22 protein-coding genes are annotated in these 18,941 nt (G+C 72.6%); 8 read left to right on the top strand and 14 right to left on the bottom strand.

All coding sequences use genetic code 11. The annotated features are described in order from the left end of the window. The first annotated feature begins 52 nt into the window (after window positions 1-52). The gene (locus tag O2W15_RS04635) at window positions 53-955 is read left to right on the top strand and encodes an ABC transporter ATP-binding protein (protein ID WP_269178552.1); all 903 of its coding nucleotides are present in this window, start codon (window positions 53-55) and stop codon (window positions 953-955) included. 11 nt (window positions 956-966) lie between these two features. Then, window positions 967-1,725 carry a hypothetical protein gene (locus O2W15_RS04630; RefSeq protein WP_269178551.1) on the top strand — a complete coding sequence of 253 codons (759 nt, stop codon included), beginning with the start codon at window positions 967-969 and terminating at the stop codon, window positions 1,723-1,725. Between the two features lie 61 nt (window positions 1,726-1,786). Here O2W15_RS04630 and O2W15_RS04625 read toward each other — a convergent pair whose 3' ends face one another. The 3 genes from O2W15_RS04625 to O2W15_RS04615 are packed head-to-tail and all read right to left on the bottom strand — an operon-like array spanning window position 1,787 to window position 3,602. Beyond that, window positions 1,787-2,425 carry a hypothetical protein gene (locus tag O2W15_RS04625; protein WP_269178550.1) on the bottom strand — a complete coding sequence of 213 codons (639 nt, stop codon included), beginning with the start codon at window positions 2,423-2,425 and terminating at the stop codon, window positions 1,787-1,789. Then, window positions 2,422-2,868 carry a MarR family winged helix-turn-helix transcriptional regulator gene (locus tag O2W15_RS04620; RefSeq protein WP_269178549.1) on the bottom strand — a complete coding sequence of 149 codons (447 nt, stop codon included), beginning with the start codon at window positions 2,866-2,868 and terminating at the stop codon, window positions 2,422-2,424. The genes O2W15_RS04625 and O2W15_RS04620 overlap by 4 nt, the downstream gene beginning before the upstream one ends. 44 nt (window positions 2,869-2,912) lie before the next feature. Next, window positions 2,913-3,602 (bottom strand): DUF4386 domain-containing protein, encoded by a 690-nt coding sequence (locus O2W15_RS04615; RefSeq protein ID WP_269178548.1) that lies wholly within the window; start codon window positions 3,600-3,602, stop codon window positions 2,913-2,915. 94 nt (window positions 3,603-3,696) lie between these two features. Here O2W15_RS04615 and O2W15_RS04610 point away from each other — a divergent pair, with 94 nt between their 5' ends. Beyond that, entirely contained in the window at window positions 3,697-4,413 is a 717-nt protein-coding gene (locus O2W15_RS04610) for a TetR/AcrR family transcriptional regulator (RefSeq protein ID WP_269178547.1), read from the top strand. Here O2W15_RS04610 and O2W15_RS04605 read toward each other — a convergent pair. Next, window positions 4,399-5,037, bottom strand: a complete 639-nt coding sequence (locus O2W15_RS04605) for a TetR/AcrR family transcriptional regulator (RefSeq protein ID WP_269178546.1) — start codon at window positions 5,035-5,037, stop codon at window positions 4,399-4,401. The genes O2W15_RS04610 and O2W15_RS04605 overlap by 15 nt on opposite strands. Window positions 5,038-5,117: 80 nt before the next feature. Here O2W15_RS04605 and O2W15_RS04600 point away from each other — a divergent pair, with 80 nt between their 5' ends. After that, a complete protein-coding gene (locus O2W15_RS04600; protein WP_269178545.1) occupies window positions 5,118-5,525 on the top strand; it encodes a RidA family protein in 408 nt (135 codons plus the stop codon). A 39-nt stretch (window positions 5,526-5,564) separates the two neighbouring features. Here O2W15_RS04600 and O2W15_RS04595 read toward each other — a convergent pair whose 3' ends face one another. Beyond that, complete coding sequence (locus tag O2W15_RS04595; RefSeq protein WP_269178544.1) at window positions 5,565-6,596, bottom strand: aldo/keto reductase; 1,032 nt, start codon at window positions 6,594-6,596, stop codon at window positions 5,565-5,567. 87 nt (window positions 6,597-6,683) lie between these two features. On the opposite strand from O2W15_RS04595, the gene O2W15_RS04590 reads away from it, so the two are divergent. Further along, window positions 6,684-7,235 carry a TetR/AcrR family transcriptional regulator gene (locus O2W15_RS04590; RefSeq protein ID WP_269163912.1) on the top strand — a complete coding sequence of 184 codons (552 nt, stop codon included), beginning with the start codon at window positions 6,684-6,686 and terminating at the stop codon, window positions 7,233-7,235. 12 nt (window positions 7,236-7,247) lie between these two features. Here the strand turns inward: O2W15_RS04590 and O2W15_RS04585 are convergent, their stop codons facing one another. Further along, the gene (locus O2W15_RS04585) at window positions 7,248-7,787 is read right to left on the bottom strand and encodes a CGNR zinc finger domain-containing protein (RefSeq protein ID WP_269178543.1); all 540 of its coding nucleotides are present in this window, start codon (window positions 7,785-7,787) and stop codon (window positions 7,248-7,250) included. 85 nt (window positions 7,788-7,872) lie between these two features. On the opposite strand from O2W15_RS04585, the gene O2W15_RS04580 reads away from it, so the two are divergent. After that, entirely contained in the window at window positions 7,873-8,754 is an 882-nt protein-coding gene (locus O2W15_RS04580) for an alpha/beta fold hydrolase (RefSeq protein WP_269178542.1), read from the top strand. Window positions 8,755-8,761: 7 nt separating this feature from the next. On the opposite strand, the gene O2W15_RS04575 is transcribed toward O2W15_RS04580, so the two are convergent. Then, the gene (locus O2W15_RS04575) at window positions 8,762-9,373 is read right to left on the bottom strand and encodes a TetR/AcrR family transcriptional regulator (protein WP_269178541.1); all 612 of its coding nucleotides are present in this window, start codon (window positions 9,371-9,373) and stop codon (window positions 8,762-8,764) included. 90 nt (window positions 9,374-9,463) lie between these two features. Between O2W15_RS04575 and O2W15_RS04570 the strand changes: the two genes are divergently transcribed. Further along, window positions 9,464-10,180 carry an SDR family NAD(P)-dependent oxidoreductase gene (locus O2W15_RS04570; protein ID WP_269178540.1) on the top strand — a complete coding sequence of 239 codons (717 nt, stop codon included), beginning with the start codon at window positions 9,464-9,466 and terminating at the stop codon, window positions 10,178-10,180. 25 nt (window positions 10,181-10,205) lie between these two features. On the opposite strand, the gene O2W15_RS04565 is transcribed toward O2W15_RS04570, so the two are convergent. Together O2W15_RS04565 and O2W15_RS04560 are read right to left on the bottom strand one after the other, a co-directional pair. Then, a complete protein-coding gene (locus O2W15_RS04565; RefSeq protein WP_269178539.1) occupies window positions 10,206-10,805 on the bottom strand; it encodes a hypothetical protein in 600 nt (199 codons plus the stop codon). A 131-nt stretch (window positions 10,806-10,936) separates the two neighbouring features. Next, window positions 10,937-11,830, bottom strand: a complete 894-nt coding sequence (locus O2W15_RS04560; protein ID WP_269178538.1) for a DMT family transporter — start codon at window positions 11,828-11,830, stop codon at window positions 10,937-10,939. Window positions 11,831-11,896: 66 nt separating this feature from the next. Between O2W15_RS04560 and pdxR the strand changes: the two genes are divergently transcribed. Further along, a complete protein-coding gene (gene pdxR, locus O2W15_RS04555; protein WP_269178537.1) occupies window positions 11,897-13,360 on the top strand; it encodes a MocR-like pyridoxine biosynthesis transcription factor PdxR in 1,464 nt (487 codons plus the stop codon). Between the two features lie 25 nt (window positions 13,361-13,385). Here the strand turns inward: pdxR and O2W15_RS04550 are convergent, their stop codons facing one another. From O2W15_RS04550 to O2W15_RS04530, 5 genes are read right to left on the bottom strand one after another with little or no spacing between them, the layout of a single operon-like run. Beyond that, complete coding sequence (locus tag O2W15_RS04550) at window positions 13,386-14,315, bottom strand: AbiTii domain-containing protein (RefSeq protein ID WP_269178536.1); 930 nt, start codon at window positions 14,313-14,315, stop codon at window positions 13,386-13,388. Window positions 14,316-14,371: 56 nt separating this feature from the next. Then, window positions 14,372-15,028: an SRPBCC family protein gene (locus O2W15_RS04545; protein WP_269178535.1), complete on the bottom strand. Its 657-nt coding sequence runs from the start codon at window positions 15,026-15,028 to the stop codon at window positions 14,372-14,374. Beyond that, window positions 15,025-17,442: an aerobic carbon-monoxide dehydrogenase large subunit gene (gene cutA, locus O2W15_RS04540; protein WP_269178534.1), complete on the bottom strand. Its 2,418-nt coding sequence runs from the start codon at window positions 17,440-17,442 to the stop codon at window positions 15,025-15,027. Before cutA ends, O2W15_RS04545 begins: the two co-directional genes overlap by 4 nt. Then, window positions 17,439-18,002 (bottom strand): (2Fe-2S)-binding protein, encoded by a 564-nt coding sequence (locus tag O2W15_RS04535; RefSeq protein ID WP_269178533.1) that lies wholly within the window; start codon window positions 18,000-18,002, stop codon window positions 17,439-17,441. The genes cutA and O2W15_RS04535 overlap by 4 nt, the downstream gene beginning before the upstream one ends. Further along, entirely contained in the window at window positions 17,999-18,874 is an 876-nt protein-coding gene (locus O2W15_RS04530; RefSeq protein WP_269178532.1) for an FAD binding domain-containing protein, read from the bottom strand. The genes O2W15_RS04535 and O2W15_RS04530 overlap by 4 nt, the downstream gene beginning before the upstream one ends. Window positions 18,875-18,941: the final 67 nt, after the last annotated feature.

The raw sequence follows: 18,941 nt of genomic DNA, 5'->3' as shown, positions 1-18,941 counted from the left end.
CCAGGGGGTCCACCGCAGATTGGGGACACCACACCGAACCCCGGAGGCACCCATGATCTCGGTCAGCGGACTGACCAAGCGCTACGGCGCACGCACCGTCGTCGACGACGTCAGCTTCACCCTCGAGCCCGGCACGGTGACCGGCTTCCTCGGCCCGAACGGCGCCGGCAAGACCACCACGATGCGGATGATGACCGGGCTGATCCCGGCGACCGCGGGCACGGCGACGATCGACGGCCGGCCCTACGCCGACCTGCCCAACCCGGGCGCCGTCGTCGGCACCCTGCTCGACGCCTCGGCCGTGCACCCCGGGCGTACCGGCCGGGCGCACCTGGGGCTGCACGCCCTCGCCGTCGGCGTCGACTCCCGCCGGGTCGACGAGGTGCTGGAGCTCGTCGGCCTCGCCGACGCCGCCCGCCGGCCGGTGGGCGGTTACTCGTTGGGGATGCGGCAGCGGCTCGGCATCGCCGGCGCGCTGCTCACCGTCCCACCGGTGCTGGTGTTCGACGAGCCGGCCAACGGCCTGGACCCGGAGGGCATCCGCTGGTTGCGGGCACTGCTGCGCAGCTACGCGGCGAACGGCGGCACGGTGCTGCTCTCCTCGCACCTGCTCGGCGAGGTCGAGCACACCGTCGACCGGCTGCTGGTGATCGGTGGCGGGCGGATCGTCGCCGACGGGCCGGTCGGCTCGTTGCTGGGCGCCAGCGGCACCGCGGTCCGGTCGGTCGACCCCCGCGGGCTGGCCGACGCGCTGCGGGCCCGGGAGTTCCACGTGGAACGCCAGGCCGATGGCGTGCTGGTCGTGGACGGTGCCGAGCCAGCCACCATCGGCGCCGTCGCCGCCGAGGCCGGGGTCGCGCTGATCGACCTGCATCCCGTGCAGCGCGGCCTCGAGGACCTGTTCTTCCAGCTCACGGAGAACTCCGGAGCTGCCCCCACCCCCGCTGAGCACTGAGGAGCCCCGACATGACCACGACCCTCGACACTGCTGCTCCGGTACGGCCCGCCGTCCGTCCGACCCGCGCCTCGCTGCCGACGCTCGTCGGCCTCGAGGTACGCAAGACCCTGACCACCCGCTCCGGCCGGATGCTCGCCCTCGCCGGGGTGCTGGCCGGACCGGTCGGGATGGGTCTGCTGGAGGCCAGCGACGACGCCTTCCCCTCCGTGGCCGGCCCGTTCGCCGTGGTGGGCATCATGACGGGGCTGTTGCTGCTCGCCATGGGGGTGCTGAGCACCGCCGGCGAGTGGACGCACCGGACCGCACAGACCACCTACCTGCTGGCGCCGCAGCGCGGCCGGGTGCTCGCGGCGAAGGCCGTCGCGACGGCGCTGCTCGGCGCGGCCCTGACCGCCCTCTCGATGGGGGCGTCGTGGCTGATCCTGGCCGTGCTGGCCGACCCGAGCGTGTCCTGGGACGGCGCCGCCCAGGCCGCGCTGACCGCGGTGGGCGCCGGGGCGGCGTTCGCGCTGATCGGGGTGGGGGTCGGCGCCGCGACCGCGAACACCCCGGCCGCGCTGACCGGCCTCTACCTGACCGTGCTCGGGCTGGTGCAGATCATCCGGGCCTGGGACACGCGGGTCGCCGACGCCGTCGACCCGCAGCAAGCGGTGCTCCGGTTCGCCCGCGGCGACGCCGAGGTGGCCTCGCTGCTGACGCTGGGCGGCTGGGTGGTCGCCTCGCTGCTCGCGGGCTGGGTGCTGAGCAGGCGGCGCCCGGTGCAGTGACGGCAGTCCACCGGCGACGGCCGGGAACCGGTTCGCCGGCTCCCGGCCGTCGGCGTCGGGGTCAGCATTGCTGCCGGACCGCCGCCAGGAAGGCTGCCGGGTCGTCGGCGAAGAGGCCGATCCGGTGCACCGTCGTCGTGCCTTCCGGGAGCCGCACGCTGACCGGCTGGTCGAGTTCGACGTCGACGTTGGTCCGGTCCTGCATCCAGAGGTGCAGGGTGACCGCGCCGGCGGCGTCGCGGGTGAGCCGCGGGGCCTTCTCCGCCCGGGTGTCGAGCCGCCGGGTCACCGCGGTGATCGCGGACCACGGCAGGGCGACGTCCACGTCGGTGGAGTACCGGGCGTGGATGCCGTCGGGGCCGACCGAGTGCGGCCGGGTCACCAGGGCTGCGAGGAAGCCGAGCATCCAGGTCACGCCCCAGATGCCGAGGACCAGCAGCGGCACGCGCACGACCGGCCAGCGGTGGACGACCAGGTCGACGACGACCAGTTCGAGGACCGACAGCACGATGAAGGTGACGATCAGCGGCAGCACCGCGCGGTGGTAGGTGAACGCGACCGCGCCGGCCGGCACCCGCGGACGGCGGAACAGGAACCGGTGGAGGCTCTGCCATACGCCGATCTCCATCGCGATCGCGCGGCGGGCCAGGTGGGCGACGAGCTGCCGCCCGGTCCGACGGGGGACGACGACGGCGGTCACATCGGGCTCCCGTCGTCCATGAGCTCGTGCAGTCGCGCGGTCACGGCGTCCAGGTCGGCGGTGAACCGCTGGAGCTGAGCGGTGTCGAAGTCGGAGACCAGGTGCGCGGCGATCTGCCCCCGGCTCGCGACCATGTCCGCCATCGCCCGGGTGCCCTGTTCGGTCAGCGTCACCAGGGTGGCCCGCCGGTCGGTGGGGTGCGGTTCGCGGCGGGCGAACCCACCCTTCTCCACGGCGTCGACCAGCCCGGTCACGTTCCGCGGGCTGACCTGCAGGGCCGCGGCCAGGGCCTGTTGCGTGGACGGCCCGCGGTGGTGCACCTCCCAGAGCAGGTGCGTCCGAGCTGCGGTCAGGCCGGCCGGCCCCAGTTCTCGGGACATGTCCTGCTGGATGAGCAGGGCGATCTCCAGCAGGCGGTCGAAGACGTGCACGCCGTCGGGCATACCGTGACGCTACTTCACCGTGAAGCAACTTCACAGTTCCTTGGTCAGGCGGTGGTGAGCGCGCCGGCGTGAGGGAGTGGCCCGCGGTCGACCGGGCGGGTGAAGCCCTTCGCGATCAGCCGGACGGCGAGGCTCATCTCCCAGGCGGTGACCGGGATGGCGGCGACGAAGCGCCAGGGGCTCGTGTCCTCGTACAGTCCGAACAGCACCGCGGTCGACGAGACGAACACGAGTGGACCACCGATCAGCCCGAGGACGGCGATCCAGCGGGGGACCAGTCGGGAGCGGTGCATCAGCCAGGCGAGCAGCAGGCTGTTGACGCCGATGACGAGGCCCGGGCCGAGCAGGAACGTCCAGTCGTGCACTGCGATCAGCGCCCGGGCGACCTCGGTGCTGCTTCCGGCGCCGCGGAGGGTGACCAGCGACAGGGTCGCCGCGATGCCGGTGGTGATGACGGCGGCCTCGAGCAGCCGGCCACAGACGTAGCCGAGCGCCACGCTCTCGCTCTCCCGCTTGACCACCGGGTAGAGCGCCACGGCGGTGCCGATGCACGAGGCGGCGAGGACCACCTCGAGGAAGCCGCCGAGCAGCACCCGGCCGTCGGAGCCGGCACCCAGCACGTAGGCCGGGTCGCCGAGTGCTGGTTGGTACAGCGCCAGTCCGGCGATCGCGGCCACGGCCGCCACGACGAAGAACCACCCAGCCGCGGTGGCATTGCCTCGGTACCTGCTCATCGTCTGGCCTCCTGTCGGTTGGTGTACGGCGTACACCTACGACGGAGAAAGCTAGGTGTACGACGTACACCTGTCAACGAGGTAGGTTCCGCTCATGGCTCCTCCGGGGCGGCGAGCGCCGCTGAGCACCGATCGCGTGCTGCGCGCCGCAGTGGAGCTGGCGGACGCGGTGGGCATCGACGCGGTGAGCATGCGGCGGCTGGCCCAGGAGCTCGGCGTCGTCCCGATGGCGCTGTACAAGCACGTGGCGAACAAGGACCAGCTGCTCGACGGGATGGTCGACGTCGTCCTCGGCGAGATCGAGCCGGCGGACCCGGCGCTGGACTGGCAGGCAGCCGTCCGCGCTCGGGTGCTGTCGGCGCGGCGCGCGGTGCTGCGGCACCCGTGGGCCCGGCAGGCGATCGAGTCGCGCACGCACCGGACGCCGACGGTGCTCGGCTACATGGACTCGCTGGCCGGCGCGTTCCGCCGCGGCGGGTACTCCGCCGACCTGACCCACCACGTGATGCACGCGCTGGGCAACCGGATCTGGGGGTTCAGCCCCGAGCTGTTCGACGAGCCGCCCGCCGCCGATGCCGCGCCGCCGTCGGCGGAGGAGCAGCAGGCGCTGGCCGCGCAGTTCGCGGCGGACTACCCGCACATCCTGGAGATCGCCGTGGCGGCGACCGGCGGCGACCTGTCCGGCGTGGGCGCCGGCTGTGACGAGCAGTTCGAGTTCGAGTTCGCCCTCGACCTGCTGCTGGACGGCTTCGACCGGCTCCGTGCGCAGGGCTGGACCTCCGCGCGCACGTCGGCGTCAGGCCGGGCGTGACCGCTCGTCGTCCGGGGCCGGGCGGTGCCAGCCCTGCTCGACGGAGCCGCGGCAGCGGTCGGGGTCGTCGCCACAGGCGGTGAACAGCGCGCCGAGCAGGAGCGGGCCGTGGTCGAGGGTCTCCCGCGGGAGCGGTCCGGTGGCGACCAGGGAGACCAGTCCGTGGCCGATGGCCCAGCTCTGGATCGCCAGGTCCAGCGGGACGACGTCCGTGCGGAACCGTCCGACGTCCCGGCCCCGGCGCGCGGCCTGGACCAGGTGCTCCAGGGTGGCGTCGGCGGCCGGCAGGTCCTCCAGGTCGACGCTGGCGTCGAACATCACCCGGTAGAGGTCGGGGTGGGTGAGGGCGTTGTCCAGGTAGGCCGCGGCCAGGGCGGTGAGGTCGCGCACCGGGTCGTCGGACACCGGCACGGTCGTGAGTCGGGCGCCCAGCCGGGTGAAGCCCTCCTGGCGCAGCCCCTGCCACAGGCCGTCCATCCCGCCGAAGTGCGTGTAGACGGCCATCGTCGAGACGCCGGTGCCGGCGATCAGGGAGCGCAGCGTGATCGGCTCGCGCGCCCGGAGCATCGCGGCGGCCCGCTCGATCAGCTGGGTGCGGACCGCCGGGTCCTTCGGGCGGGCCATGGCCGGAACACTACATGGCATAGCGATGCTATGTTCAGCGCAGCCCGGAGCGCCCGGGCGTCCGTGAACGAGGAGTCAGCATGTCCATCACCCTGGTGAACCCCGCAGGGTTGCCCACGACCGACATGTACCACCAGGTCTCGGTGGCGACCGGCTCGCGGCTGGTCTTCGTCGCCGGCCAGGTCGCCGTCGACGCGGCGGGGGAGAAGGTGGGCGTCGGCGACTTCGCCGCCCAGGTCGAGCAGGCCTACCTCAACGCGGGCACTGCGCTGGCCGAGGTCGGCGCCACCTTCGCCGACGTCACCAAGCTGACCTTCTATGTCGTCGACTGGACGCTGGACAAGATGCCCGCCTTCCTCGACGGGGTGGCCCGGGCGGCGGCGCAGCTGGGCGCCACCTCCGCCGCGCCCGGGTCGATGATCGGGGTGTCGGTGCTGTTCGACCCCGACTTCCTGGTCGAGCTCGAGGTCACCGCCGTCCTCGACTGACCCGGGCCGGCGAGGTCGCCGGCCCGGGCCGCGGGACCGCTACCGGCGGCGGGCCGCCGGGGTCAGCGCGGGTGTCATCCACATGTTGTCCGCGACGTTGATCGTGTGCCCGGGCGGGACGATCTCGTCGATCCGGTCGAGGACGTCGCTGGACAGCTCGACGCCGTCGGCGGCCAGGTAGGACTCCAGGTGGTCCATCGTGCGCGGCCCGACGATCGCCGAGGTCACCGCCGGGTGCCGGACGACGAACCCGATGGCCAGCTGCACCAGGGTCAGCCCGGCCTCGTCGGCGAGCGCGCCCAGGGCGTCGGCGGCGTCGAGCTTGGCGGCGTTGGCCGGGTTCGCCGCGTCGAAGACGCCGGGGAACCGCTGGGCGCGACCGACCGAGCCCGGCCCGCTGACCTCCTGGCCCTTCCGGTACTTGCCCGACAGCCAGCCGCCGGCCAGCGGGCTGTAGCTGAGCACGCCCATCCCGTACCGCTGGGCCGTGGGCAGGACGTCGACCTCGACGGCGCGGGTGAGCACCGAGTACGGCGGCTGCTCGGTGCGGAACCGCTCGCGGCCGCGTCGCTCGGCGGTCCACTGGGCCTCGACGATCTCCGACGCCGGCACCGTCGAGGCACCGAAGGCGCGGATCTTGCCGGCGTGCACCAGGTCGGACAGCGCGCCCAGCGCCTCGTCGACGTCGGTGTCCGGGTCGAGGCGGTGCAGCTGGTAGAGGTCGATCCAGTCGGTGCCCAGGCGGCGCAGCGAGTTCTCCACGGCCTCGGTGATCCAGCGCCGGGACATGCCGCGCTGGTTGGGGTCCTGCCCGAACGGCAGGCCGACCTTGGTGGCCAGGACGACGTCGTCGCGCCGGCCGCCGGCCAGCGCCTTGCCGACGACGGCCTCGGACTCCCCGCCGGAGTAGACGTCGGCGGTGTCGATGAAGGTGATGCCGGCGTCGAGGGCGCGGTGGACGATCCGCACGCCCTCGTCGTGGTCGGGGTTGCCGACGGCGCCGAACATCATCGCGCCGAGGCAGAGCTGGCTGACGGACATGCCGGTCCGGCCCAGGGGTCGCTGTTCCACGGTGTGCTCCTCGCGGTGGGTACGATCCGTCCGATGTGGACAGGCTGTCCACCTACCGTACCGGATAGCCTCTCCACTTAGGAAGTCATGCCTGCCAGACGTGCCGACGCCGAGCGCAACCGCGAGCGGATCCTCGCCGCCGCGCGAACCGGGTTCGCCGAGCCGGGCGCCCCGCTGTCGATGGCCGAGGTCGCTCGCCGCGCCGGCGTCGGGATGGCCACGCTGTACCGCAACTTCCCCGGACGGCGGGACCTCCTGGAGGCGCTCTACACCGACCAGGTGGACGCCGTCTGCGCGGCCGCTGCCTCGGTCGACGGGTCGCCCAGCGACCGGTTCCTCTCCTGGGTCGACCACTTCGTGGGCTTCTTCGCCAGCAAGCACGAGATCGCCGCCGAGCTGCTCGCCCAGGCCGAGGGCCCCGGTCCGGTGCTGGACCGGAGCCGGGAGCGGGTGATGGCCGCCGGCCGGCCGTTGCTCGCCGCGGCGCAGGAGGCCGGCGAGATCCGGGGCGACCTGACGCTGGAGCAGGTGCTCGACATGGTGATCGCGGTCAGCGCGATCCACGGCGACCCCGACTACTCGCGGCCGATCCTGGTCGCCGCGCTCGACGGCCTGCGGGTCACTGGCTCGCGGCGCTGACCAGCTCGGCCGTCAGCCTCCGGACTCGGCGGCGGATGCCTCGGCGCGGGTGCGCTCGTGGTGCCGGCGGGCCTTCATCCGGTTGCCGCACGTGGCCATCGAGCACCAGCGGGCCCGGTTGGGCTTGCTGTGGTCGATGAGGAACAGCGCGCACTCGTCGTTCGCGCAGGGCCGCAGCCGCCCGGGGCTGGTGCGGCACACGGCATCCCAGGTCAGCAGTGCCCGGACGGCCAGGGCGCGGGCCGGCGGCACGTCGGTGAGGCTCCAGCTGATGCCCTCGTCCTCGATCGAGGGCGCCAGGCGCAGGTCGGACAGCAGTGGTGCCAGCGACTGTGCACCCTCGTCCCCGCGAGCGACCGCCTGGAGCGCGTCGCGGGCGGCGCGGGTCGCGCCCTGTTCGGCGGCCGATCCATCGCCGCCCCGTTCCCGTAGCCAGGCTCTGCCGGGTTCGCCGTCCAGCAGGTCCCGCTGAGCGCGGTCGGCGATCGGTGTCGTGTTCAGCAGCTCGAGCAGGAACGCCTCGTCGGCGGGTGAGTCGTCGACCAGTTGCATCTAACCTCCTCGGTTCGTTTGACAGGTTACACGCTGCCGTGCCAGCGTCTGTAACCACCAATCGAACTCAGAAGGGTTAGTCACCATGGCACACGTCCACCACCGCTTCGCCACCGTCGACGGCCGGCAGCTGTTCTACCGGGAGGCCGGACCGGCCGACGCCCCCGTCGTGGTCCTGCTGCACGGGTACCCGACCAGCTCGTTCATGTTCCGCGAGCTGATCCCGCAGCTGGCTGACCGCTACCGGGTGATCGCCCCGGACATGCTCGGCTTCGGGCTGTCCGACGCGCCGCCGGTGACGGAGTTCGACTACACCTTCGACGCACTCACCGACCTGACGGCCGGCCTGCTGCGCGAGCTGGGCGTGACGCGGTACGCGGTCTACGTCCAGGACTACGGCGCCCCGGTCGGCTGGCGGCTGGCGCTGCGCGACCCGGAGGCGATCACCGCGATCGTCACGCAGAACGGCAACGGCTACGACGCCGGCTTCGTCGAGGACTTCTGGGCGCCGGTCTGGGACTACGCGCAGAACCCGAACGTCGACACCGAGGCGGCGGTCCGGGGCGCGCTGAGCATCGACGCGATCCGCTGGCAGTACCTGCACGGGGTCGCGGACGAGGCCGTCGTCAGCCCGGACACCTGGCACCACGACCACGCGCTGGTGTCGCGCCCCGGCAACGACCTCGCTCAGCTGGCGCTGTTCCGCGACTACCGCACGAACCCGCCGCTGTACCCGGCGCTGCACCAGTACCTGCGCGACAGCCGGGTGCCGGTGCTCGCCGTCTGGGGAGCGGGTGACGAGATCTTCGGCCCGGAGGGCGCGCGCAGCTTCGCTCACGACGCCGTCGACGCCGAGATCCACCTGCTGGACGGCGGGCACTTCCTGCTGGAGAGCGCCGGTGGCCAGGTCGCCGAGCTGATCCGCGACTTCCTCGGCCGACGGCTGGCCGGAGCTGCGGCGCCCTGATCTCCGGTCAGGGGCCGGTGGGGGGCCAGTTCTGAAGAACGACGTCGGCCACCAGCTGGAGCTCGGCACGGCTGGTGCCGCCTGTGGCCTGGACGGCGATCCCGTTGGCCACGGTCATCAGGTACCGGGCGAGCAGCCCGGGATCGACGCCGGCCGGCAGGTCGCCGTCCTCGACGGCCTGCTGGAAGCGGGCCCGCAGGTGGGTGGTGCCGTCCTCCCGCCAGGCGGTGAGCGTGTCCCGGGCCGGGCGGCCGGACTCGCCGGCCGCCAGGGACCCCTGGACGCTCAGGCACCCAGCAGGGCAGTCCGGGAGGGTGCTGGCCTCGACCGCGCCGCCGAGGAACGTGGTGGCCACCTCGCGGGCGGTCGGTTGCCCCAGTGCCCGGGCGACGTAGGACGCCGGGCCCTCGGCGTACCGGTTCAGCGCCTTGCGGAACAGCTCCTCCTTGTTGCCGAAGGCCCGGTACATGCTCGTGCGGTTGATGCCCATGGCACGGGTCAGGTCGTCGAGGCTGGCGCCCTCGTAGCCCTGCGCCCAGAAGACCCGCACCGCGCGGTCGAGGGCCTCGTCGACGTCGAAGCCGCGCGGCCTGCCGATCGGTGCCGTCTGCGCGTTCACCACTCCAGCGTACGTCTTCGGTACCGAGCGGTTCAGAAGTGCTACGGTCTTATTCGGTACCGCTCGATACCGAAGTCTCTGGAGGCAGCTGTGCAGAAGGTCGTGCTCATCACCGGCGGGACGTCGGGCATCGGGCTGGGGCTGGCCGAGGCCTTCCTGGGTGACGGCGCGTCCGTGGCGGTGTGCGGCCGATCGCGGACGGCGCTCGACAGCTTCAGCCGGGCCCACCCGGATGCGCTGGCCGTCCAGGCCGACGTGACCGTCCCGGAGGCGCGAGAGGCCGTGCTCGACGCCATCGCCCACCGGTTCGGCAGGCTGGACGTGCTGGTCAACAACGCCGGCACCTTCGTCGAGCGGGACTTCGCCGCGGACGACGCCACGGCGGCGCTCGAGCAGGAGGTCGACCTGAACCTCACCGCACCCATCCAGCTGACGGGTGAGGCGCTGCAGCGCTGGCCGACCCTGGAGGCGATCGTGTTCGTGACGTCGGGGTTCGCCCTGGTCTCGCCCACCCGGGCCCCGACCTACGGCGCCGTCAAGGCCGGCCTGCACGGCTTCGCCGAGGGACTGCGCCGCCAGCTGGCACCTCGGGGCACGCACGTGCTCGAGGTGCTCCCGCCGACCACCGACACGCCCATGAACGCCGGCCGGGCCGGGCCGAAGCTGTCACCTGACGAGGTCGCCGCGGTGACGCTGCGCGCACTCCGGCAGCGGCGGCCGATGGCGCTGCCGGGCCAGACGAAGCTGATGCCGACGTTGCTGCGCATCGCGCCGCAGACCCTCGGGCGGATGGTCGCGAGGCTCTGACCGTCGGGGACCACCGCGAGCGGGGTCAGTCCGTGGCGTCGTCCTCGCTGTCGGTCCAGCGCTGCCCCCGGTCGCCCCAGCTGCTGTCCACCCGCTCGGTGATCCACGCCTCCAGGTCGGCCAGGCGCTCGTCGGCCTGCTCCTGCGTCAGATCGCCGTCGGTGACGGCCTGGGTGACGCGCTCCTGCGCGGCCGCGACCAGGGCGTCGACCAGGGTGTCCACGGCCACACCCTGCTCCTCGGCCACCGAGGCGAGCGTGGCGCCGTCGGCCTCAAGGGCCGTGCGCAGGTCGTCCTCCGTCATGCCCAGGGCCGTCGCCGCCGTCTCCAGGCCATGACCGCCGCCGGGGCCGCCGTGCCATCCGCCGTGCCATCCGCCGTGCCCGCCGCCGTGTCCACCGAGGTCGGCGGCGTCGAGGCTGGCGGCCACCTCGTCGACCTGCTCCTGGGTGAGGGAACCGTCCGAGACCAGCCCGGCCAGCGCCTCGGTGATCCGGTCGACCCGCGAGGACCCCGCGGCGGCGGGGTCGGTCGAGTCCGTGGCGGCCAGGGCAGGGACGGCGACGGCGGCGCCGCCCACGGCGAGCAGCCCGGCGGTGGTGAGGGTGATCAGCTTCGTGCGCACGATGGTCTCCTCCGACTCCGGTCAGGCGATCCGACCGATGCCCTCACCGTCGGCCGAGCGGCTGTGCGCACCCTGTGGTTCCCATGGGCCTCGCCTGTCGAGATGAGCCCGGCGCCGCCCGCGCCGCGCGGTCAGCCTGCCCGGGAGGTGAGGCCGACGGTCAGCCCGGCGCCGACCACCGCGATGCCGAGCCACACCAGGGGCCCGGGCGCCGCGCCGCCCATCGCCACGCCGACCCCGGCGGCGGCGACCGGGGCGACGCCGGTCAGCAGGCCGGCGCGGGCGGTGCCCAGCCGGCCGACGGCGGAGTACCAGAGCACGAAGGCGACCGCGGTCATCCCGACCGCCAGGTAGCCCACCGCGGCGAGCTCGCCGCCGGTCAGCTCGGCGGCCGCCGTCGGCCCCTCGGTGGCGAGCCCGAGCACGCCGAACACCACCGCCGCGAGCCAGGTGGTGTGCACCGAGACGCCCCACGCGCCGTGCCTGGCCAGCAGCGGGACGGCGAGCAGCGTGAACCCGGCCTCGCAGGCCAGGACGACGAACGCCCAGGCCAGCCCGACGGCGTCACTGCGGCCCAGGCCCTGCACCAGCCCGGCGCCGACGGTGACCACCGCGGCCGCCAGCAGCACCCGCGCCTCGGGGCGCCGTCCGGTCATCAGCGGCCCGACCACCGCGAGCGCGATTGGCACGCTGGCCACGGCCACGCCGAGCACGGCCGGCTCGGCGTGCTCGGACCCGCGCACCAGTGCCACGTTGAACAGCACCATGCCCGTGCCGACGATGCCGAGCAGCCAGGCCCACTCCGCACCGCGCGGCCTGGTCACCGACCGTCCGGCCAGTCGGGCGAAGCCGACCAGGATCAGGCAGGCCGCGGCGTACCGGAGCGACTGGGCGGAGAACAGCGGCGCATCGGAGAGGACGGCGGAGATCGCCACGCTGCTGCCGACGAAGCCCATCGCGGTCGCCCCGGTGAGGACGGCGGTGGCCGCCGACTGCTGCTGGGGTGCTTCCGTCGTGACCGTCATGGCTGCCATGCTGCTGGCCTCCTGGTCCACCGTGGAGGGCCAATCACCGTCATCGGGAGTAGACCAATGCGCGGCGCCGACTTCGTCCAGCTCGACCCGGCGGCCGCGCCTGCGCGCGGGCTGACCGACTGGCTGACCGCGGAGGTGCGGGCGGCGGTGCTGGACGGTCGTCTGGCGGCGGGCGACCGGCTGCCGGCCACCCGCGCACTGGCCGGCGACCTGGGCATCGCCCGCGGCGTGGTGGTCGAGGCCTATCAGCGGCTGGTGGACGAGGGACTGGTGGCGGCCCGGACCGGGTCGGGGACCGTCGTCCTGCCCCGGTCGGTCGCGGCGCCTGCCCGTCCGCCCGCTGTCGACACACCCGCCGGGCCCGTGCGGCTGCCGTTGCCGACGAACCGGCCGGCGGCGGAGGGCGAGATCGACCTGTCGCCGGGGGTGCCCGACCTGGCGGCGTTCCCGCGGGCGGCCTGGCTACGGGCGGAGCGGGCGGTGCTGCGGGACGCGTCGGCAGCGGATCTGGGCTACGGCGACCCGCGGGGGAGTGCCCGGCTGCGCGGCGAGCTGGCCGGCTGGCTCGGCCGGACCCGTGGGCTGCAGGTCGCGCCGGATCAGGTCCTGGTGGTGTCCGGGGTGGCGCAGGCGCTGGCGCTGCTGGCCCAGACCCTGCGGTCGCGGGGCGCGGACTCGGTCGGCGTGGAGGACCCGGGGTCGCGGGGTGCGCGGGAGGAGTTCGCGCACTGGGGGCTGCGGCCGGTCGGTGTCCCGGTGGACGCCGACGGGCTGGTCGTCGCGGCGATGCCGGCCGTGCCGGCGGTGATGGTGACGCCGGCGCACCAGTTCCCGACCGGGGTGGTGCTGTCGCCGGGGCGGCGGCGGGAGCTGCTGGGCTGGGTCCGGGACGGCGGCGGGCTGGTGATCGAGGACGACTACGACGCCGAGCACCGGTACGACCGGGCGCCGGTCCCGGCGTTGCAGCCGTCGGCGCCGGAGCACGTGGCGCACACCGGGAGCACGTCCAAGACGCTGGCGCCGGGGATGCGGCTGGGCTGGCTGGTCGCGCCGTCGTCCTTGGACGCCGACCTGGTGGCGGCGAAGCACGCGAGTGACCTGGGCAGCCCGGCGCTGCCGCAGCTCGTGCTGGCGGAGCTGCTGCGGTCAGGCGAGTACGACCGGCACCTGCGGCTGGTGCGCGGGCGGCAGCGGGCCCGGCGGGACGCGCTGGTGACGGCGCTGGCCCAGCACCTGCCGGGCGCGGTCGTCTCCGGGGTGGCGGCAGGGCTGCACGTGCTGATCACGTTCCCCGGCTCGGACGCCGACGACGTCGAGCTGGCCAGTTCCGTCCGTGACGCTGGGGTCTTCGTCCACCCGCTGTCGTGGCACCGGATGACCCCCGGCGACCCCGGCCTCGTCCTCGGCTACGCCGCCAATACCCCTGACCGCCTCCGCGCTGCCGTTTCGATCATCGCTGCTGGGCCAGGGCAAGGTTATTGCGAAGGCGGATCGAAGTCCGCACTGGTCCACTCTTCATGAAGGAAGATCGCGTAATGATGACTATCTAGGTTCCGAAGAAGGCCCCGAGTCCTGCTGTCACGCCTTCAACGATCAGGCCACCGGTTGCGCCAGTGCCAACTTGGCGTATCGACTCCAGCCAGGCTCGCACTCTTGGGCCGGGAACATTTGAAGGTGCGCCTGCTGCAACGTCTTCTTCAAGGGCCGCCTCAAGATTATCGATTTGAGCATCCGGAAGACCAAGTTCACTCAAGTAGCGACTGAGACTCGCGAAGTCTCCGATCTCAGGAAGGGAAAGGTTCAAACTTTGGGAGAAGTTCGAGCTGCTCACGGCTAGGTTTGACGGACCAAACAAATGGAAGTTGTTGACAACCTGTGCCGCTTCGGCGCGCGCCGACGGAGGGGCGTCCAATTGGACTGCCTCTGGGGCCAGCCGCTCCAACTCCAACGCGAGGTCCAGGATTCGGTTTCGTACGGCATCCAAGGCGCCTGTGAATATATGCCTAGCTACCGGTCGCGACGCAGTGGCGAGAGCGAAGTCTTCGCGCACTACCCGAGCAATTCGACCACTCTGTACCGCCCAATTGTACATTCGGACGGTATCTCCTGTCCAAGCCAGATTGGTCGTCTCTTGACTGGCAAGATCGGCCAACTCGGCAACGGATTGATAGAGCGTCAACTTGAACAGCCCACTGTCCTGCCAGTCGGCCGGGAAAGAACCGGATGCAATGGGCCAATTCTTCAGCTCGGCGCCGAATGGGCCAACGAAGTGGCCCAGTACGTGGATGTTGAATGGTCCCCGGTAGGGCGGTAATTCGACAGCGTCGGGGTATCCGTCGAGCTCGTGCGAAACCCAGCTGGCCAGCTCTTGAGTCTGCAGTCGACTTGCCATGACTTTGACTTTCCTGAGCAGCTGCGCAACAGGAACATCTCCGCTGGCCCCCTCGACGATCTGGCTAATCAGCGTTTGGTCCACGCGCCAATCTTGTCCTACTTGCATAGGTCGTGCACAGCTGGCAGGCCGTTAACGAACTATGCGCGGCGGCCCAAGAGGTAGCCGATCCAGGCGCCGAGCAGGGTGAGCAGTCCACCGCCGGCGGCGCCGACCAGCAGGGGCCGCGCCTCGGCCGGCACCCAGCCGCCCGTCGTCCGGTCGTGCCCGGCGATGGTGGCGTACTGCTGCGGCGCGGGTGCAGCGGACGTTCCCGCGGGAACGTCGGCGGCGATCGGGATGACGTCGGCCACCACGTTCGGCTCCACCAGCTCCTTGTCCACCGCGGAGAAGAACTGCCCGGCCATCTTCTTGGCGACGCCGGTGATCATCCGCTGCCCCACACCCGCGACCGCGCCACCGACCACGGCGTCCGCCGAGTAGGTCAGCTCTGTGCCGTCCCCGGAGGGAACGAGCTTGATCTGCACGGTGGCCCGTACCGACCCGGGCCCACCAGAGCCGGACGCGTGCATGACGTAGGAGGACGGGAAGGTCAGGTCCGACAGCCGCACCTCGCCCGCGTACTTCCCGCGGATCGCGCCCACCCCGGCCGAGACCACGATCGTGTAGCTGTCCTCGCCGACCTGCTGCAACGACTCGCAGCCCGGGATGGTCCGCGCCAGCACGGCTGGGTCGGTGATCACCGCCCAGACCTGCTCCGGGGCCGCCGAGAGGACCGCACTGCCGTCGAGGTTCACGCCATCGCTCCAGAGTCGTGGGGAGAAGAGTTGGTCACGCGCTCGGCGTCCGAGCGCACCAGGTCGTACAGCTCGGTGGGGGAGATCGGCATCGCCGCGATCCGCCGTCCCACCGCGTCCTCGATCGCCGAGGCGATCGCCGCCGAGCCGGGGATGACGCCGGCCTCGCCGGCGCCCTTGATGCCCAGCTCGTTCAGCGGCGACGGCGTCGACTGGTGGTCGATGTCCACGTCGGGCACCTCGGAGGCGTACGGCATCAGGAAGTCCATGAACGAGGCGTTGGTCAGCTGACCGTCGCGGTCGTAGGCCATCCGCTCGTACAGCGCCCCGCCCACGCCCTGGGCGACGCCGCCGTGCACCTGCCCCTCGACGATCATCGGGTTGATGATCGTGCCGCAGTCGTGCACCACCGCGTACTGCTCGATCGCGATCTCCCACGTCGCCGGGTCGATCTCCACGACCACGGCGTGCGCGCCGGAGGCGAAGGTCGAGCGCAGCGGGGAGTAGTAGTCGGTGTGCTCCAGCCCCGGCGCGTCCCCGACCGCGACCGGCGGCTTCGAGTCGTCGCCCGGCCCGGAGAACTGGGTCGCCTGCCGCGCCGCCTCGTCGAAGGCGTAGCGCAGCGGGTTGGAGAGGACGGCGACCGTGCGCAGGGGGATCGAGGCGCCCGGCGTCCCCTTGACCTGGACCAGACCCTCGTCGATCTCCAGGTCGGCCGGGTCGGCCTCCAGCACCTCGGCGGCGATCCGCAGCGCCTTCTCCTTCACCCCGCGAGCCGCCAGCGCGACGGCGTTGCCGCTCACCACCGCGGCCCGGGAGGCGAACGTGCCGACCGCGTACCCAAAGCGCCGGGTGTCACCGGTGGTGACCTCGACGTCCTCCATCGGGACGCCGAGCTCCGCGGCCGCCAGCTGGGCGAACACCGTCTCGTGTCCCTGGCCCTGCGAGGTCAGCCCGGTGGAGACCAGCACCTTGCCGCTGCCCAGCACCTGCACGTGCGCGCCTTCGTACGGCCCGGGCCCGGTGCCCTCGACGTAGGGCGCCATCCCGATGCCCAGCAGCTTCCCGCGCGCCTCGGCCGCGGCCCGCCGCTCGGCGAACCCGTCCCAGTCGACCAGCACCTTCAGCTTGGCCATCATCGCCGGGTAGTCACCGGAGTCGTAGATCAGTGGCCGGCCGTCCTGGAACGTCAGGCCCCAGTCGTAGGGGAACTGGTCGGGCTGGATCAGGTTCCGCTCCCGCACCAGCGCCCGGTCGATACCGAGCGCCTGCGCGATCCGGTCCATCGTGCGTTCCATCGCGAACGTGCCCTGCGGCCGGCCGGCCCCGCGGTAGGGCGTGACGATCACGGTGTTCGTGTAGACGCTGTTCACCCGGGCCCGGTAGACCGGGATGTCGTACGGGCCGCAGAGCTGGGTGGCCGTGTTGATCGGCACGATGATCCCGTAGGGCGTGTACGCGCCGTTGTCGTGCCAGACCAGGACGTCGAGGGCCGTGATCCGCCCGTCGTCGTCGTACCCGACGGTGATCTCCTGCCGCTGCTGACGCTCGTGCGCGCTGGAGATGAAGTGCTCGCGCCGGTCCTCGGTCCACTTCACCTCGTGGCCCAGCAGCCGGGCGGCCATCGGCACGAGCAGCTCCTCCGGCCACGGGTGCACGATCTTCACGCCGAACCCGCCGCCCACGTCGGGCGCGATGACCTCGACCTTCTCCATCGACAGCTCGAGCTTGGCCGCGATCGCCGCGCGCACCGAGGTGGAGGCCTGGGTGGAGGAGTAGACCCGCAGCGAGGAGTCGGCGTCGTCCCAGCGGGCGTGCACGCCCTTGCCCTCCATCGGCATGGAGGCGCTGCGCTCGAAGTACTGGGTGAAGGAGAGGGTGTGGGCCGACGCGGCCAGCGCCGCCTCGACGTCGCCGGTCTCCTGGTGGTGCCGCGCGGCGACGTTGTCCGGGACGTCGTCGTGCACGGTGTGCTCGGCGGCCTCGGCCGCGTCGACGCCCACCACGACCGGCAGCTCCTCGTAGCTGATCTCGATCAGCCCGGCGGCGTCCTCGGCGATGTACCGGTCGGTGGCCACCACCATCACGATCGGCTCGCCCACGTGCTGGGCGACGTCCTTCACCAGCGGGTAGCCGGTGCGCGGGGCGGTGAGCTGGGGGTGCGGGATCAGCACCGGCAGCGGCTCGGCCATCGGGCCGGTGAGGTCCTCGTAGGTGTAGATCGCCAGCAGGCCCTCGACGTCCATCGCCGCGCTGACGTCGATGTCGAGCACCCGGGCGTGCGCGTACGGGCTGCGGACGAACGCCGCCTCGTAGGCGCCGGAGCCGATGTCGTCGAGGTAGCGGCCCTGGCCGATGATCAGCCGGGCGTCCTCGCGCCGGCGCACTGGCTCCCCGAAGAACTTGGTCGTCACCGCCCCGCCTCCTCATCCCCGACAGAAATGGCCATTTCTGTCGGGGTGGTCGCCTCGCGCATGGTCGCGGCCGCGTGCCGGCAGGCCTTCTTGATGTTGGCGTAGCCGGTGCAGCGGCACAGGTTGCCGCCGACCAGCTCGTCGACCTCGTCCTCGGTGATCTCCACCGACGGGTCGCGGGCGTCCAGGCCGGCGGCGATCGTGGTCAGGAAGCCCGGCGTGCAGAACCCGCACTGCAGCGCGTGGCACTCCCGGAACGCCTCCTGGATCGGGTGCAGCACCTGCCCGCCCTGGTGGTCCGAGCGCGACAGGCCCTCGACCGTGGTCACCTCGCGGCCGTCGACCTGCACCGCGAGCAGCAGGCAGGAGCGGGTCGGCTGCCCGTCGACCAGCACCGTGCACGAACCGCAGACGCCGTGCTCGCAGCCCACGTGCGTGCCGGTCAGCCCGAACTCGTGCCGCAGCGCGTCGGACAGGAGCCAGCGCACCGGCACGGTCGCTTCACGTGGAACACCGTTGACGACGACGGAGATCGCCCGCTCGGTCCTGACTTCGGTCACGCGGTCCTCCTGGCTGCTTCGACACCGGCGTCGGCCAGCGTGCGGGCGGTGAGGGTCGCGACCAGCAGCCGTCGGTAGTCGGCGCTGGCGTGCAGGTCGCCGTCCGGGTCGACCAGGCCGCGGGCCAGCTCGCCCGCCGCCGCCCAGTCCGCGGTGTCGACCGGCTGGCCGACGACGGCGTCGGTCAGGTCGTGCACCTCGGGCACCAGTCCGACGGAGAGGTAGGCGGCCCGGGCGGAGCTGACCCGCCGGTCGGCGTCCAGCGTGACGACGACGCCCGCCCCGCAGACCGCGTAGTCGCCCTTGCGCCGGGCGATCTCGGCGAACGCGGTGCCCGACCGCTCCGGCAGCGCCGGGAAGAAGGCGTCGAGGACGACGGCCGGCCCGTGCACCGAGGTTTCCAGCGGCCCGAGGAAGAAGTCGCCCCAGCCGATCGTCTCGCGCCCGTCGGGCGTCGCGACCGTGACGGAGCCGTCCGTCAGTGCCAGCACCGCGGTCATCTCGCCCGAGGGGTCGGCGTGCGCGATGGAGCCGACCGTCGTCCCCCGGTTGCGGATGGCCGGGTGGGCGACGTTCGCCGTGGCCCGGCCGAGCAGCGGCTGGACGCCGGCCGCCTCGGATGAGGCGAGCAGCTGGGCGTGCCGGACCAGCGCACCCACCCGCACGCCGTCACGGCCGGCGGAGATCTGGTCCAGGCCGGGCACCCGGTTGATGTCGACGAGGGTGGTGGGCGCGGCCAGTCGCATCGACAGCAGCGGCAGCAGTGACTGCCCGCCGGCGAGCACCTTCGCGCCCTCGCCCTCGCTGGTCAGGACGTCGAGCGCCTCGTCGACCGAGGTCGGGTCGGCATAGCCGAACGGAGCGGGCTTCACCGGGTGCGGGTCACCTCCGGGTGCGGGCCTACGGGGCGGGGAAGGCGCAACTGTGTCACCGGATCCG

Source organism: Modestobacter sp. VKM Ac-2979 (genome assembly GCF_026967995.1).
Classification (GTDB): Bacteria; Actinomycetota; Actinomycetes; order Mycobacteriales; family Geodermatophilaceae; genus Modestobacter.
Note: the sequence above shows the minus strand (reverse complement) of the source record. Positions and strands in the feature narration are given on the sequence as shown.